The sequence below is a fragment of the Runella defluvii genome (genome assembly GCF_014195535.1).
Lineage (GTDB): Bacteria > Bacteroidota > Bacteroidia > Cytophagales > Spirosomataceae > Runella > Runella defluvii.
In genome coordinates this window covers 515,235-532,049 of record NZ_JACIBY010000004.1, presented here as the reverse complement: position 1 = coordinate 532,049, position 16,815 = coordinate 515,235, and the positions used below count along the sequence as shown (strand labels likewise).

Here is a 16,815-nt window from a genome sequence, read left to right as displayed (position 1 = left end):
CTGCTGGGAGTTTTCAATCACTCCAACCTATGATATAATCTTTTCAGAAGTATATTTCCCTTCCGATGAATATCCTTTTTCAACAACCCTAGCAGCTCTAGCGCGATATACCTCAGGGTTTTGAGGCGCAATCGTCGCTAACCCATCCACGTACCGATTGAACATGCAAAAAGCCGCTGCAATGAGTACCGTGTCGTGAATTTCACGGTCGGTAGCACCTTGTACTTTTGCAGCCTCTACTTGTTCGGTCGTAACGTGCTTTCCACCTTTTTGCACGCTACCCGCAATCGCCAACAATGCCTTCATTTTGTCCGAAAGCGCGGTTTGTTCGTAATCACATTTTACGGCTTTGACCAACGACCAGTCGTCGTCTCCCAAATACTCACTTGCCACCGCTCCGTGAATGGTTTGGCAGAAAAAGCAGTCGTTTTGGGATGAAACGTAGGTGGCTATCAGTTCACGTTCGCCACGGCTCAGTCCTTCGTCGGTTTGCAAAAGCGCATTGGCCAGTGCATTCATTGGTTCGGCCGTATGTGGGCTAAAATTCATCGGACCCAAAATCCCTGGTAAGTCGTTTTGAAATTGTATATGTGGCATGGTAAAATGTCGAATTTTAGAGTGTAGAATGTCGAATTTTTCTAGACCTTATAGGTTTCAAAAACCTATAAGGTCTAGGCTTGTGGCTTCGGCGGCACATATCCCAGCGTACCCATACGTTCACCCATTGGGATATAATCAGCAACATCGGTAGGGGTCACGGTGGCCAAGCCGTCCACGTAGCGATTGAACATACAAAACGTGGCCGCAATCAGCACTGTGTCATGGATTTCGCGGTCGGTGGCTCCGAGTAAGCGAGCATTGGCCACTATGTCTTCCGAAACAGTGCGGGCGTCTTCTTGAACACATTTGGCAATGGTCAACAACGCTTTCATTTTATCCGAAATCGGTGCCGTGTGGTAATCCGCCATGACTGCATCGACGACGTCTTGGTTGCTTTCAAACAGAAAACGGGCAGCGGCGGCGTGGCTACACGTACAAAAAGTACATTGATTGAGCGACGAGGTAAAGGTGGCAATCAACTCCGCGTCAGCTTGCGAAAAAGACGAATCGCCTCTCAAAAGTGCTTCCGCCAGCGCATACAAAGCCGCCCCCGTATCAGGACGATAAGCCGCCAAACTACGGATTCCAGGAAAACCTTCGGGTAATGAAATATGTGGCATAGATGTATTTTAAGTTAACAAGGGTTGTTTTTTGAATAACTTTTTACGCTTATTTCCGCCAGCGTAATGCGTTGATATTCTGGCCAATTTTAGTCCCTTCTGCGAGTCCAACGTCATTATCGTGCCGTGTATGAATCCCCCCTTTCAAACGCGACTCCGCACATTCTTTGGCCGCCTCCCAAAATGAGCCATAGTGACGTGGCTGAAATTTCACTTCTTTTTCAAGGTACTCGGGGATGTAGTCTCCCATTGCTAACAGTTCTTCATATTTGGCAGGAAGCGGTTTGACTACGTAGTAACGTTTGGGACTGCGCCCCGCATGAGTAGCGTCGGTGAATGAAAAGTTTTCGCCGTACATTTCGGTCAACACAGTAGCCGTAGCTGCCGACTGCACAGCATGACCCGAATAAAATGCAGGGAAAGGCGGCTCTAAGAAGAACGGCAACCAATTAATCATTTCTCCTGGATACCGCTCTTTTTTCCGATGAGTTTGCCTGATAAACGACGACGGGCGCTGAACCATGTGGGCAAACTTTGCTTTCCAACAACAAATGAACGCATCTGCCACGGCCATCCCGACGCGGGCGTAAGTTTCGGCCGCTTTGATGGCATCGGCATTGCTATTCAGAATGGCGATGGTTGCCAAATGGTACGAATGCCCTGGGGGCGAGCACGTTTCGGTAGGGTCATCACCCCACCACATGACTATCGCTCGATCTTCTTCTGTTAGTTTTCTTTTTTGCTCTGCAACTTCAGTATATTGTTTATAGTACTCACTGGTAGTGTCTGTTGAGTAAACCAAAGGCTCGGGCAAAGGCAATTGGGCATTTTTTGACGAAAAAGTACGGTTCTGCCCCCACGTTGGGTGCATCGGAATTTTAGAATTTGATTGACCAACAGTAGGCGGCACCCACTTCCCTTGTCCCTCTGGTCGCTTATAGTCTTTGGGGAAATTTCTCAAATGCCCCTCATGCCCACCGTCTAATTTGGCCCATTCGTAGATACGATTCGCCAGCGCCCGACCGTAAGCAACCGAGGCTGCGGCGACCGCAGGCGAAACGTGGGAAGAATACTGTTGGTAAATGGCATTTTCCAACGAGTCGATGCCGCTCGTTTTTTGGGCATAACCATAAAACGCCTTCACAATGTGCGCTTGACCTGCATTCATGGCCAATTCCCACGAATAGTTCTTATTGGGTTTCGCGAGCGACAATGTATCACAAAGCGATTTCGCGATGGAACGATGCGTTGAAGACGCAGGCACCAACGTTTCGTACATCGTAAGCCCAATGTACCCCAATGCCCTGGAGCCATACGTAGGGGTGTTGTTTTGCGCTTGCGCCATTACTTGCACGGTCATTTTAGCCCAAGCCGTAGGCAGCGAGGCATCTTTTAGGTTGCCTTTATCTCTGTTTTGAGCCTGAAGCAATGGCGTCACTAAAAAGATGATTCCCAGTCCCAACCAACTGCTTACTTTCGCTATTGTCTTCCGTTTTTTATCCATTTTCACCATATCTTCTACTTGTTAGGTTTTGATAAAAAACAGGCTTACCAGGCGATAAGCCTGTTTAAGTCATCAATTACCTATCAATTATTTTGTATTGTCTTTTACACTAATTCACTGGTTTCCACTTCATTGCATTCACTTTTCGGCCTACATTGTACCCCATTCTCAGCCCCTCGTCGCAATCCATGCGGTAATGCACCCCGAGCAAAATCCGTGAGATAGCATTTTCATAGGCCATCTCGTTGAAGTTGTGGAAGCTTCGAGGTTTCCCAATAAACTCCACCCGAAACTCATGGCTTTTATCGGTCATTTCGTACTTATAGCCAAAGATGTTTGACAATATCTCGGCGGCAACGGCCCCAAACGTCGAATGCCCCGACGGATAGGCGGGAAAGGGCGGCGTAATTCCCTTCATTTTTCTTACCGTATTGTCAAGCAACGTTATCCATTTCGGATTGATGGAGCGATTGATGTAAGAAATCGGGCGTTCTACGTTGTAGAGGTATTTAGAATTCCAACAAGCCACACCCGCATCACTCAGCCCCATTCCTAGTTTGGCATACGTATAAACGGCCGTTTCGAGGTGGGCTTTTTCTTGTATCATTACTTGGTTAGCAATCGCAATCCAACGTGCGGCGGGCTCAAACGTCTGTTCAAAAATATCGTCGCTCCAAAACTCGCCAATCCACCTATTTTCGTAATTATCTGGAAACGAGCACACTTCCAGCGCTTGCGCAAAAAACTGCGACGTGATTTGCGAACTGTATTCGATGGGTGGCTTGGCCACTTTGTCTTCTACCGTAATGGCGAAAGTGCGCGTGCGCCCCCAGTAAGGCAACAAAGCCCTCGTAAAATCAGGTTTTGTAGGTTGCCACTTTCCTACCCCCGTCGGCGGTACATAATCCATAGGATGCGGATTCAAATACGCCTCGTGTCCATTTTTATCCGTTTTTGAATACTCAAACATGACCGAAGCCACGCTTTCGCCCAACGCCCGCGAACGCGCAAAAGTCTCCGCATCGGTTTCTGCCTGAAACTCCTTGAAGAGCGATTCGCCCAACTGGTTTATTTTTGCCTTTTGGTCGGTACTCACGTGCGGAAAAAACTTCAACATCATCGACAGGTACGAGGCATTCACTGCCGTTGGCCAATGGTACGCTTTTCCCGCTTCGGCTTTTGGTATGCTTATTCCAGCGTAATAAGGTGCAAGCGATTGGTATTCTTTTGTACCCGACACCACCGTTTCGTAAGCCGCTAAACCAATGTAGGCAAAAGCCCTCGCCGCCACGGGCGGACGGTAGCCTGGTGCATAGCGATCAAGTTCTAAAAACAATTCCCCCCATTTCAGCACGACTTTCGCGTCGTATTCATTTAGTTGTTTTTGGGGAGTAACGTCTTGGGAGCGATTACAGGCGGCCACGACCGCCATTAGCATCATCCAAGGGATCCATTTTTTTATCAACGAGTTCATAATTGATTCTTTTAGATTTGAGTCATCAAATTCTGTATCAATTATTTATGGGTTATAAAGCAACCCCTATTCGTCATCTATTTTTATTGAGAATAGCCCCCACCAAAGCGACCACAAACGCCGCTGAGAATGTCAGTAGGGCATTGCCTAAACCTCCCAAAAAGGAGACCATCGCCCCTACAAAAAAGACGGAGGTTGCCGTGAAAAATCGGCCAATGTTGAAACAAAAGCCCGTGGCTGTGGCGCGTACTGCAATGGGAAAAAGCAAGGGAATATAGCTCGAAAGCGTGCCTTGACTTATCCCAAAGAAGAGCGACAAACAGGCCATTTCGATATATACCAATTGACTAAAATGCTGATTGGTCAAAAACAATATCAAAGACAGAATAGCGCATCCCAAAAACGTTAAAATCAAGGTAGAACGAACGCCCAGTTTTTTGATTAAAAAGCCCGACAGAATTCCGCCAACAATGCCTCCCGAACCGAGCAACATCATGGTAAAACCGCGTTCTTGCTGACCGCTTTGCCCCTCGGGCAACAATGACTGAATCCAAGTGGGAATCCACGAAAAGATGCCCCAAAGTCCAATCAATACCGACCCAAAAATGACCATACCCATCAGCAGATTATAACGATTTGAGGTACTCCACAGGGGGGATTTCGAGGCTGTTGAAGCCATTTTCGACGCTCCCCAAGCCCATGATTCGGGAAGCCACAGCGACATGGCAAGCGCCGTCCCGATGGGAATCAGTCCTAGCCAAAACGCTTGACGCCATTCTTCAAAAAGTACGTTTAGGCCACCCGTAGCTACAATGCCAATCGGGAAAGCCACCGCCAATATGCCCAATGCGATGGGGCGAGATGATACGGGCCATATTTCTGAGATATAAACCGTTGAAATCAACAACACTCCTCCAATGCCCATTCCCGCAAAAAAACGACACACCATCAGTGAGTACCAGTCTGGAACAAAGGCCGTTAGCAATGTAGCCGTGCCATAAAGCCCCGTCACCAAGGTCAATGATTTTGCGCGGCCGATGCGGTCGCTTACCCAGCCAAAAAGTAGCCCTCCAAGCCCCCATCCGTATAAAAAGGCCGCGCCCACGAATGCGCCAATTTCGCCCAAACGAGCTTCCGAAATACGGGTTTCTCCCAATAGTTCTGGAATGGCCACGGGCAAATAGACCGACATGAGCGTAGCCGCCGTTCCGCCAAATAAATAGCTAATAAAACAGCACCCAAACGCCCAAAGGGGGATTTTTGACGATACCTCCCTTGTATGAATCGCTTTATACATGTGGCTTAGTGGGTATCAAACGTCAAACTCACGTAATACAAGCCCCCTACTGCTGGCGAGCCAAACGCCTGCACCACGTAGTTGTTCCCCAAATTAGAAGCACCCAACTTGAGCATCGTTTTTAGCTTCGTCAATTTGTACGAAACCTGCGCGTCAATCAAATTGTAAGCAGGAACGGGGCCTGGGCGGTTTTCGGTGAACGTACCGTACCACAAAAAGGCGTCTTGCCAGTGCCAGGACACGCTAAAACCGACTTTTTCCGTCAGGCGAGCGTTGCTAAACGTGACGTTGGTTTTCCACTTGGGAGTATTAAAAGCGGGAACGTTGTTGGGGTTGGCATCCAAAATATTGAACTGCGCCCACGTGGCGTTGGCGGCCAAGCGGTAGCCTTTGTCCAACAACACCGTCACTCCTCCGCTGGCACCGTCGGTCGATACTTTATCGGCGGCATTGGTATATAATTGGAAGGTCTGACGCGTGGTGGTGCTCAAAATTTCTTGGGCTGCGGCAGGATTGATGCTTCCATCAGCCGCCAACACCGCCGCCGAGTTGGGGCGAATCACCACTTGATTAATCAGGAAGTTGGTGTATTTTCCGTGGTAATAACTCACATCAAACAACAAACGATTGTTAATCACACCTTTGTAGCCAATTTCAAACGCCTGCATTTGCTCAGGACGAATGTAGGGAACAGCCGATTTGACCAATTTGTCTTTGTGCTTCGCAACGGCCTGCGCAAACGGCGTTCCTGCGGCTGTTTCTTGTCCGAAAGCCGCCCCAAAAGCACCCACCGAAGCTGCCGTGAAGGAGTTTTCGTAGGCATTAAGCCCTGCCGAGTTGGAAGGCGCACCGCCCAACAAAATCAACGGACCAACGTTCAGTTTGATGTATTGATCAACGACCGTTGGGTTACGAAAACCCGTTTGGTAACTTACCCGAAAATTGTGGTTGGTATTGGGTGAAAAAACGGCCGAAGCTCGGGGGGTGAAATTACCCGCAAAACTTTGGTTTTTATCGTAACGACCTGAAACGGTCAACTTTAACTTGTCTTCAAAAAGCGTTTTCGACGCTTGTACAAACGCCCCGTATTCTTTGACCCGCACTTTATTGGTTTTGTCGTCAAACAATGTACCGTTGGTATTCATGTCATAATAGCGCAAGTTTCCTCCCGCTTGGATGCTCACCCACTCAAAGTGCGGCGTAAAATCGTACAAACCTTCGACGTGGTACATTTTGCATAAACTCAATACGCCTGCGCCTTCCAAACCGTACAAGTGACTGTACTTGTCTTTGGCTGCGTCAAAAGCAGGTGTTCCTGGCAAAATCCGCCCTTCGTCGGCAAATGCCCGTGCTGCCGTGTGGTTTTGGGAAGTAATTCCGTTGACTTTTCCGTTGTAAGCCGCGCCATAACGCTCAAACCAAGTGGCATCTGCTTTCCCGATGGGCACTACGTTTCCGCTCAAATCTTTTACCCAAGTACGGTTGATAAATTGCCCCAACGAGCGGGTATTGTACGCATTTTGAGAGTTTTCGGCCACCGAATACGCGCGGATAAAAAAGTTGGCTCCTTTCAACTCCAAACGCTGTTGCGTAAAACGAAAATCGCGCAACATGTTACGGCTACTACTGGTATAATTGGCCGTTCCTTGGTTGACGTTGATTTGGTAAATGGCCTCAATTTTATCCGAAATGCGGTAGTGAAGCGCGGCATTGGCTTTCAGGCTATATACATCGTAAGTGGTTACGTCTTTTTCCAAGTAACCCGTACGAGACACCCGTCCGATGCCTGGCAAAGTCGAAGCTACTTCGTCTCCGTAAATGTTCAGTCCGTTCTTCCCTGGGTTGTTGTTTCCTCTATTTTCAACGGGTGTATTGGGGTCAATATCGCTATAATCCGTTGCGTACCAGTCAGTTCCTTTGATGTACGAAGCATTCAATTTAAACGCCAAACGGTTGTTAAAGGCTTTGGCATAACGAATTGCCGTTTCAGAAAATGGCTTCGCTCCGCCTCCATTTGGATCATTGACGTGATTGATACCCACTTTTTGCTGCACCGTAAGTCCCTGAAAATCAAACGGGCTCTTGGTTTTTGTCATCAACAAACCATTAAACGCCGTTGGGCCGTACAGTGCCGATGCTGCTCCAGGAATTAGCTCAATCGACTCCACATCTAGGTCCGAAACCCCGAAAAAGCTCCCCGCTGCAAAACCCAAACCCGCCGACTGGTTATCGACGCCGTCGGTAAGCTGCAAAAAACGGCTATTTCCGATGTTGTTAAACCCACGGGTGTTGATTTGGCGCAAGGTCAACCCGCTCGTTACCATGTCCACACCTTTCAAGCTGTTTAAGGCTTCAAAAGCCGTGGCAGCGGGTGCTTGTTGGATAGCACGAGCTTCCATTTTTTCGATGGTTACAGGCGTCCTCAAACTGCTTTCTTCCACCCGTGACGCTGATACAATCACCTGATTCAGCTCGGCCACGTCCGATTTTAGGGCAATCGCCAAAGGCTGATTTTCTTTCACCACCACTTCTTGACGTTCGTAGCCTACCATCGAAATCACCAAGGTAGCTGGCGTGGCCGTAGCCAATTCAAAATGCCCTTTGGCGTCGGTTACTGTCCCGATTACTTTGCCTTTCACCGCCACCGAAACTCCCACCAACGGCTGCTGATTTTCGGGGTCAGTGACAGTGCCTGTCAGGCGCGTTTGCTGGGCTAATAATAAATTGGTAGTCAATCCGAGACAGCTCAGAAAGACTAAAAATGATATATATTTTTTCATTGAATTTAACGATTTTGACAAAGAGGGTGCATTATTTAGGAGCCACAAAACCACCTGGTGGGCGGGTATAACCGCGTCCCACGATGCGTTCGCCCAACGTCTGGTAAAACGCTGGGTCAGATGGCGCGACCGTTGCCAGTCCATCCACGTACTTGTTGTAAAGGCAAAACAACGCCGTAATCAACACCGTGTCGTGAATTTCAAGGTCGGTAGCACCCGCCAAGCGAGCGCGCTCTACCGCTTCGGTTGTTACCGATTTCCCATTGATTTGAGCCAAGGCGGCGATGTTCAGTAAAGCTTTCATTTTGTCGCTCACGGGAGCGGTTTCAAAATTTTGCTTTACCAAACGCGCCGTTTCCGATTCGCCCAACAGCAAATCAGCAGCTTTGGTGTGTGCAGCTTCGCAAAAGTTGGTGCAGTTTCGGGAAGAAACCAGCGTCGCAATCAGCTCGCGTTCGCCTTGCGTCAGGGAAGATTCTCCCCGCAGTAAAATCTGCGTAAGGTCACGAATCGGCAGCGCTGTGTCCAAACGGTATTCGAGCAGCCCTGTAATACCAGGCAGATGCTCAGGAAGAGGAATATGTGGCATGAGTTAATGTCATTGATTTTCAGGAAATAGTCAACACTCCACCCAATACCCTACAAAGGGCAAAAGGAAACGAGCAAAACCAATAAAAGCTAAAAATCACGCTAACTCAGGTGGCGGAGAAACGACTCGCGTGGTGCGAGACAAGAAAGAAGACAAAGAAGTTGTTAACGGTGTGGAGTCGGTCAGCCATTCTACTACGTAAAATACGTGTAAACGTTGAAACGAAACGTATTCTTTTAGCCACTGCCCTGCCCAAGACTTTGACGGCTTCGGAAATTCAGTAGTCTGATTTTTAATGTGTTGATCAATGTGTTCTGACAACGCCTCAAAATTGGCGCGGGCGTCGCGGTTGGGTTTACATTTGATAAAAAGTGTATCATTGAGCATGATTTGCTCCACCATTTCGTAAAATTCACTCCCTGCTTGGATGGTGCCTTGGACAGGTTCGGGTGCTGTCCAATCGGTTTGGTACGGCAGCGAAACGGGCACTTTTACGGTAACAAAATCGCCTTCCTGTACAGCAGAAAGAGGTTCGTCCTTTTGTACTTCAAGCGCCACATTGCCCCCCAACCAATAGACTACCGAGTAGCCTACCATGTTGTAGAGCAAGAGCCCAAAAAGTAGTATAGAGACGAACCTTTTCACGTTGTCAGTACCTTGTTTTTACTTATTTTTTCTCAGGAAAGGCCGAAACGTGTTGTTCGATAATGAGCCATTTTCCTCCTCTTTTTTCATACACAAATAAATAACGGACGGGCTTTTTTTCGCGGCTACCATCGGCGGCATTTACGTCAAACATCCACGTCCCTGAACTTGTGGCTACATCCCCAAAAATGCGAATCCGTTGGTCATTATTAACAGTCGCGACGGGCTTTTTGGCAATCAAGGTTGTCAAGAATGCTTTACGCGCTTCGGGGGTATTGGCACTATTGATAAACGTCGGAAAAAAGACTGCGTCGCTCGCATACATTGCGTTTACTCCTTCTAAGTCTCCTTTTACCAAGCCATTGTGCCAATTGGTCAATAATTGTGAAATTTCAGAGGGTGTGGTTTGGGCTGCTACAAACGTGTAACTAGCCACTGTCAAAAGTAAAGTAACGATTAGTTTCATTGTTTTTAATATGACATCGCTCAATAAAGCGATTGTTTAAATGAGTATTAAGGTGAGTTTTTCATTTAAAGTTAAGCAAGTCTTTACAAGCCAGAACCGTCGGCTTTTCCGCGAGCAATGGCGTATTCTCCAATCACTTTGCCGTGCTTTAAACCTAAGTCGCAGTCGATACGGTAGTGAATCAAGCCGTAAATACGTGAAACCGAGGCTTCCTGTGCTTGAGCGTTAAATTTCTCTGCTTGGTCTGGAAAAATATAACCCAATACCGTTGCTCCTGCGGCCGAGAACGTAGAGTGGCCTGATGTGTAAGACGGGAAGTTAGGCAAACCCACCGACGTCTTTGCCCCAAACTGCTGAGGGCGAGGCGTATAGTAATAGTATTTGGTTTCCCAACACGCAATACCCGCATCCATTTCGGCTGTTCCGAGCAAGGCCAACGTACGAGCCATTTTGATTTCGCTGAACTTAGCCTCGTGCGCTGCATTGGCAGCGGCACGGTGCCAGTGGCCTGGAGGCGTGTAGCTACCAGCTCCGTCGGCCCAGTAGTTGGCGATGCGCGCTTGTTCGCGCGTTTGTTTATTTTGGATGCTTTTCAACTCATCCAACTCTTTCTGCCATTCTGCCGAACCTACCACGTACGGCATCACGGGACGAATTTGCTCCAACGTTTTACGGTCAAAATTCCACGTTTGTACCGCTCCGAAGTTAGGCAACATCGGCGGACGCGCAGGCGCTTCTTGGCTTACCCACGGCTCTTTGATGCCACGGCTTTTGGCGGCCTCAATCATACCTGCGGTCAACGCTTGGTTGTTAGCAACTCCCATTCCGTCGGTTCTAGCACGTCCCATTACTTTGGCCGCTACCGCATTGCCAAGGTTGGTACCCGCTGTCAAATCAGAGGTAACGTTCATCCCTGCCCACTGACGACTCGCCAAATGTTCCTTTAATTTTGCATCCAAATAGGGTACTTCACCAGGAAACATCGCCTTTAAAATCGTCACCGAAGCTGCCGCCACCACCGCATCTTCTGAAGGGTAACTTGGCAAAGCCGATACAGGCAACGCTGCGGGAATACTTGCATCCACTTTTGAGGGAGCAGAACGCTTAAATTTGTACTTAAAATTCCACGCCGACACCAACGCATCGTACTGAGCTACTGACAAATACGCCAACGCACGCGACGTATAAGGCGGGTTAGCAAACGGAAACTTAGGGTCAGCCAATGGATTTGCCGCATCGGGTACAGGATATTTTCCGTCGGCATTAGATGCGGGAGGAATGTTATAACGCGCCGCTAACTCACGGGCGATTTCGTTCCAACGATACACCGCTCCAGCGCCCCAATACACCACGGCTTCTTTTTGCTCTTGGCTCAGATTACTGGCCAAACCTTTCAAAGCGCTTAATTCGGCCACATAATCCGACGACGTTACGGCCGTAGGTGCAGGTACACTGATTTCCTCAGCAGAAGCCAACAAATAGGTTTTCCACGCCCCTGCTTTTTCATCGACACTGGCAGGGGTATAGCCTACTCGTTGTGGTTCTTCAATGGTTTTATCACAGGCAAACACGCCCACTAAAATTGCCAGCGTAATGCCGCTATATTTCAAATATGGAAAATATTTTTTCATGGCCATTATTACTTTTTGAAATTAAACAAATACAATACCCCTACCATTATGCTCGTACTTTGTCCCATGTTAAGGCCGTTGGTTACGTAGCTTACGCGGGCGTTCATCCCCAAGGCTTTGGGCTGAAGTTTTCCGTACCAGCCCACGGTAGTGGCTTCCATGTTGTTGGTTGGGAAAGGCATGTCATTGCGGCGAATATTATCCCCGTTTACACAAGAGAAGTTCTCCACAAACACTTCTGTTTGCCATTTTCTTTTCAAAATCCCTACCCTTGCGCCCCAATCGGTGGCATTAGGGACATTGACTTCGTTAGTATTATAGACACGGTCATCGGCCTGATACGCATCACGATCCACGTGAATGTTGCTGCGCCATGAGTACGTCCAATGCCCCGTCACATACGCACCTGATTTGTGCTGATAACTAGGCAAAATACGTGCTGATACCGTACGGCACTGAAGCCCAATCGACATCGGTAAAAAGTCGGGCACGTACTTACTCACTGGGATAGAAGCTCCAATTAAACCATTTAAGGAGAATCCTTTCACATCAACAGCTTTCCACTTGAGCCATCCCGACAAATCTTGTAAACCTTTCTGTCCCATCAAGTTACCTGCCGATGTTTGTGTCCAAACATAAGGCAAAGCCAACATCAAGTTTAGGCGATTGCTCACCCCAATGGCAGGCATCACCATCACGCTCTGCGTGGTATGTGTCCCAATGTTGAGGTTTTCACGCTTGAGGGTATTTTCCCAGTATTCTTTCCAAGAACTATTGGTGTACATGGTAGCTACACACACCTGCCCTTTCGACATATAAATCGCGTCGTTGGGCATCTGGGCCATGGCCGACAATGAGAAGCAAATTGCTGCTATCGTCGATAAAAGAGGTAACTTTTTCATTCAATAATCTATTAATACGTAATTATAATTCATCAAAAAATATAACGCTGCACCTATACGTTAGAACCAGCGACTAATGTTTACCGAAACCAAGTAGTCGGCAAATGCTGCATCTCCGTGACGTACGCCAAGCGGATCAAGGCGGTCAGAATAGCTTCTAGTACGGTTGCGGTAAAGTGCATAAGGCACCGTAGCGGTTGCCGAAAATTTACCCTTCATAAAAGCAACACCAGGTTCTACCGAAATAATGTAGCCTGGGCGGCGGAAACCGCTGCTTCCACCGATGGCATCAATGGCAGGAACTCCTTCGGCACGACCACCCAACATCACCGAGAAATAGTTGGCAAACGTTTGGCTCACGCCCGCACGCGCTGCAAATTGGTCAGCCACTGAAAATGTCCCCGTGACTAAATCAATGGTAGTAGCTTCTGGGCTACGTACGACACCGTTGGTTTCTTTGGGGTTAAACAAATAAAATCCGTTTAAATAAGCCGTTGTTGTTTTAGCAATTTGCCAGTAACCTTGGGTTTCTAAGCTAAAACCTACGCCACCATCCCCCAACTGAATCGACTGGTCAACGGGTTTGACGATGGTATAATCTTGTTTTTCTTTATTGAGTTTGTGAAACGCGTCGGTAACGTGGTAGTTGCCCGTTGGCAATTTAAGACCACCACCGATGGCAAAATTAAACTTTGGTAGTTTGTAAGGATTTATCATCCAATACGTTGCCGAGATACGTACGTCGCCAATACCCTGCGATTTTGTGTGAAAACGTTTTTGATCAGGATTGCCACTGACGGCATTGCCATAATGTTCGTAAAGCGAAGAACGGTCGTTGTATTGAATGGGCAAATTAACCCCCAAAGACAAGCGGGCGTTGGGTTGGTAGCTAATCCCCAAATCTAGTGCGTGCGACAAGTTGATTACTTCTGTTCCCTGTTCTACGCGGTGTTTTTGCTCTTCATCGCCCACAAAGTGTTTGTACGAACGAAAATAGCGGTAGCCCATGTTGACCTGCCACTGGGCATTTTTTTGTTTAAAATATTCGGAAGATGTAAGCGAATTAGTAGCTGCACAACTCATGTGACGAACCGCTACGCAACCTTGCGAAAAGCTTTCATTGGCTAAAAATAAACCGATTAGAGAGTATATAATTTTTTTCATCTGGTTATGATAATCTTAGGCTTCCGTGTACAAACGAGGAGCTACGTCAGTAAGCAATTTGCTCAATAACGACGGCCTTTCGTCAGCTTACGAAAGAGGGTTGTTGAAAATGATTTGTTTTCAACCCAGCATTAACATAGATGAATTTGTTACAGGAGCGTTATTGTACTACCTTTTCTAGCTGCGCCATTGGCAAAGCACACCCCACTGGCGGTATGTCTTTTACCGATGTTTCACTAGTTGTTGAAAGGTCAAACGTACGAACTTCGTTCGGACGAGTACATAATTGCGCGCTTTTACTAGACCACTTTTTAGCTGCTTGCGTATCTCTACAGGTAAGCAGAGCCGTAGCCAATAGTAATAGTACCCCTATAAGTGTCTTCATTATGAGCTTGGGTTAATGAAAAATGGTTGTCAATAGGCGATAAATAGCCTATTTGAATGAGCTACCCTTGAGGCAGTCTTCACCCATAGTTTTCATTAAACGTGCTCTGGAGGCGGACAATGAAGCAATAAAACAGCTTGAAGCAATGAATGTGTTGGTGTGGCATAGTTCTCTTGGCTCAAAGTTTTAATCACCTGAGCAGTAGGCCATTCCATGATAGAAGTGGGAAGATAAACTTTCAATAAATCGGACAAGAGTTTCACCGCTTTCCCCATTGGGCTATCGGGCGACTGCGCCGTTTGGTCAGTCATCTCTTGAATTTGGTCGGCCAACTCAAAAAAGCGATCACGCGCTGTTTGGTTGGTTTTCATGGTTACGTACAAAGTATCATTTTCGTGACGTTGTTCGGTCACGTTATAAAACTCATCCCCATGTCTGATTAATCCTTCCTGCCCTTGCGCATTTTCCCAGGTTGTATTATAAGGAAGCGTAGGGAGGTGCATTTTGAGGGTTTGCCACTCGTCGTTTGCGGCGGTCGGCGATGCTGTTCTAAAATCCTTGTCAAAAAGCAAAACGGTTACTGTCAGCCCAAACATATTGTAGAGCAGCAGTAGTAGGAGACCGATTGCAGTTAATTTTTTCAAGGAATAATGAAATTTTACCCCAAAGGTATTGAAAACTTTAAAATACTATCATACAAACAATAACAATTTTCGTGCCTAACTTCTCACAAATACCACCAATATTGAATATCATTCCAATTAATTGTGTGATAAATATTAAGTTGGAGCAGGTTAAAGAAACGATAGTCTTGGGCTTTATTACGTACCAAAGCCTGAAAACAATATCCCAATTCGGCCCGAGTAAGTCCAAAATTATATCCTCCGCCGAGGTGCATCCAGTTTTCCGAAACCAAGGATCCATTGCGTGAGCTCACTGGACCGTTTGTTGCTCCTTTAAAGTATAAAAATGCTTCGTTAGAGGCCGACAAGAAAAAGCCTTGTTTTTCTTTTTTGGGATCGTACAAAGGCAAAGTTGCCCATACTTGATAACGTCCAATGGACGCCTGAGAAGTGATACGGGTCTGTAAGTTAGTGGGTTGCCGCCACTCGAAGCGGCCACGGTGGGTTATGATAAAATTCCCAAGTTTGTGTTGGTATGTCGCTTGCGCTATCAGGCGATGTTCGTTTTCGCGGAGTCCAAAAATACTGTGTCTCCCAAACGCGTACCCAGCGGCAATCGTTAGCGGTTTTGACACCTGATAAGTCGCCAAGCCGTGTAAAACAAGGTGCGTGTGCCCACTTGGAAAACGTTTTCCATCGACGGTCTGGCTAAAGGCATTCATCACCGAAGAGACGTTTACATTGTACCCTAGCTTTTTGGTGAATTTCCCTGCTTGGGAATAACTGGGTGAAATTCCGTATAGCATTAAATCTTGGGCTTGAGTAGCAATGCTCAATGCACACCCTAACACTAGAAGTAGCTTTTTCATCAAATAATGGGTCTTAATATGGTATAGAAAACCCTTCACAAAGAGCGTGCCAAAAAACTCCGCGATTCGTTTGTATCTTTGCCCCCATGAGAATCTTGAATATTTGCGCTTATACCTGGGCCATTGGTGGCCCCGCCCGAATCATTTACGACCATACCACGGTGGTGCTCAAGCTAGGGCACGAAGTTGATATTTTGAGCCCGATTACACCAGGCGACAAGGTGTATCCTGCCCCCGAAGGTGCTCGCGTCATCGTGTGCAAGCGCACGACGCCCATAAGCCGCTTTTTTCCCGAATTCTCGCTCGAAGCGTGGGATTACCTTCGACAACACATTCACGAATACGACGTGGTGCATTGCCACGGAATTTGGCATTTTGGAAGTGTCGCGCCGTTTTTGTTTAAAAATAACACCCCAAAGGCCATCACCATCCACGGCTTGCTCGACAAATGGGCGATAAATCACGGTTATTGGAAAAAGAAGTTGTTTGGAATCTTGTTCCAAAAACGTTTTTTGAAAAAAGCGCAATTGATTCAAATCAATAACCACGACGAACTCAACGACTTGCGCCAATTTTTAGGTTTTCAGCATCCCAATGTGGCCATTATCCCCAACGGTATGCAGTTGGATGAATTGGCACACTTACCTCCAAAAGGGACATTCCGAAGCCAATTTAACTTGCCCACTGATAAAAAACTGGTTTTGTTTATGGGACGCTTGAACATCAAAAAAGGCTTGGATTTGTTGTTACCTGCGTTTAAAAAATATACCGAAAAGCATAATGATGCCTTGCTGATTTTGGCGGGTCCCGACGACGGCTACCAAGCCGAAACGGAGCGTTTTATTGCCGAACATCAATTGCAGGATAAAATGATTATGGTAGGGATGCTGACGGGTGAAGCCAAAAAAGCAGCTTTGGCCGATGCCGATATTTTTACGCTTCCCTCCTACTCCGAAGGCTTTTCCATTGCCGCCCTCGAAGCCATGACGGCGGGCGTGCCATCCCTCGTTTCAGACCGCATTGGATTTGACGGAACAGTGGCAAAATACAATGCCGCCCATGAAGCCCCACTTACCGTCGAAGATGTTTATGATGGATTAAGAACAATGCTCCAAAACCCTAAATATGGCCAAATACTAGCCCAAAACGCCAAAAAGATGGTCTGGGAGCTTTACGACATCAACATTGTGGCGGGGAATTTGGCCAAGGAATTTGAGAAAATTCGTCGAAAATAAGCCAACTTTCGGGAAGCTTGAAGCTTCCCGA

The 16,815-nt window shown here is 47.3% G+C and carries 16 protein-coding genes; 1 reads left to right on the top strand and 15 read right to left on the bottom strand.

Annotated elements, in window-relative coordinates:
- Positions 1-27 precede the first annotated feature (27 nt).
- The 15 genes from FHS57_RS12220 to FHS57_RS12150 form a co-directional block, all read right to left on the bottom strand.
- Positions 28-597, bottom strand: coding sequence for a carboxymuconolactone decarboxylase family protein (locus FHS57_RS12220; protein ID WP_183973953.1), 570 nt, complete (start codon positions 595-597; stop codon positions 28-30).
- 74 nt (positions 598-671) lie between these two features.
- The gene (locus FHS57_RS12215) at positions 672-1,220 is read right to left on the bottom strand and encodes a carboxymuconolactone decarboxylase family protein (protein ID WP_183973951.1); all 549 of its coding nucleotides are present in this window, start codon (positions 1,218-1,220) and stop codon (positions 672-674) included.
- Between the two features lie 49 nt (positions 1,221-1,269).
- The gene (locus FHS57_RS12210; protein WP_183973949.1) at positions 1,270-2,724 is read right to left on the bottom strand and encodes a vanadium-dependent haloperoxidase; all 1,455 of its coding nucleotides are present in this window, start codon (positions 2,722-2,724) and stop codon (positions 1,270-1,272) included.
- Between the two features lie 109 nt (positions 2,725-2,833).
- Complete coding sequence (locus FHS57_RS12205; protein ID WP_183973947.1) at positions 2,834-4,198, bottom strand: vanadium-dependent haloperoxidase; 1,365 nt, start codon at positions 4,196-4,198, stop codon at positions 2,834-2,836.
- A gap of 73 nt (positions 4,199-4,271) precedes the next feature.
- Complete coding sequence (locus FHS57_RS12200) at positions 4,272-5,495, bottom strand: MFS transporter (protein ID WP_183973945.1); 1,224 nt, start codon at positions 5,493-5,495, stop codon at positions 4,272-4,274.
- 5 nt (positions 5,496-5,500) lie between these two features.
- Positions 5,501-8,275: a TonB-dependent receptor gene (locus FHS57_RS12195; protein ID WP_183973943.1), complete on the bottom strand. Its 2,775-nt coding sequence runs from the start codon at positions 8,273-8,275 to the stop codon at positions 5,501-5,503.
- 31 nt (positions 8,276-8,306) lie between these two features.
- Positions 8,307-8,864, bottom strand: coding sequence for a carboxymuconolactone decarboxylase family protein (locus FHS57_RS12190; RefSeq protein ID WP_183973941.1), 558 nt, complete (start codon positions 8,862-8,864; stop codon positions 8,307-8,309).
- Between the two features lie 96 nt (positions 8,865-8,960).
- Positions 8,961-9,509, bottom strand: a complete 549-nt coding sequence (locus FHS57_RS12185; protein WP_183973939.1) for a hypothetical protein — start codon at positions 9,507-9,509, stop codon at positions 8,961-8,963.
- 22 nt (positions 9,510-9,531) lie between these two features.
- Positions 9,532-9,975, bottom strand: coding sequence for an SgcJ/EcaC family oxidoreductase (locus tag FHS57_RS12180; RefSeq protein WP_183973937.1), 444 nt, complete (start codon positions 9,973-9,975; stop codon positions 9,532-9,534).
- Between the two features lie 83 nt (positions 9,976-10,058).
- Positions 10,059-11,606: a vanadium-dependent haloperoxidase gene (locus FHS57_RS12175; protein ID WP_183973933.1), complete on the bottom strand. Its 1,548-nt coding sequence runs from the start codon at positions 11,604-11,606 to the stop codon at positions 10,059-10,061.
- Between the two features lie 8 nt (positions 11,607-11,614).
- Positions 11,615-12,508, bottom strand: coding sequence for a hypothetical protein (locus tag FHS57_RS12170; RefSeq protein ID WP_183973932.1), 894 nt, complete (start codon positions 12,506-12,508; stop codon positions 11,615-11,617).
- Between the two features lie 60 nt (positions 12,509-12,568).
- Positions 12,569-13,672: a hypothetical protein gene (locus tag FHS57_RS12165; protein ID WP_183973931.1), complete on the bottom strand. Its 1,104-nt coding sequence runs from the start codon at positions 13,670-13,672 to the stop codon at positions 12,569-12,571.
- Between the two features lie 160 nt (positions 13,673-13,832).
- Positions 13,833-14,057 carry a hypothetical protein gene (locus FHS57_RS12160; protein ID WP_183973930.1) on the bottom strand — a complete coding sequence of 75 codons (225 nt, stop codon included), beginning with the start codon at positions 14,055-14,057 and terminating at the stop codon, positions 13,833-13,835.
- Between the two features lie 95 nt (positions 14,058-14,152).
- Positions 14,153-14,701, bottom strand: a complete 549-nt coding sequence (locus FHS57_RS12155; RefSeq protein WP_183973929.1) for a hypothetical protein — start codon at positions 14,699-14,701, stop codon at positions 14,153-14,155.
- 83 nt (positions 14,702-14,784) lie between these two features.
- Positions 14,785-15,549: a DUF2490 domain-containing protein gene (locus FHS57_RS12150; protein ID WP_183973928.1), complete on the bottom strand. Its 765-nt coding sequence runs from the start codon at positions 15,547-15,549 to the stop codon at positions 14,785-14,787.
- 86 nt (positions 15,550-15,635) lie between these two features.
- On the opposite strand from FHS57_RS12150, the gene FHS57_RS12145 reads away from it, so the two are divergent.
- The gene (locus FHS57_RS12145) at positions 15,636-16,784 is read left to right on the top strand and encodes a glycosyltransferase (RefSeq protein WP_183973927.1); all 1,149 of its coding nucleotides are present in this window, start codon (positions 15,636-15,638) and stop codon (positions 16,782-16,784) included.
- Positions 16,785-16,815: the final 31 nt, after the last annotated feature.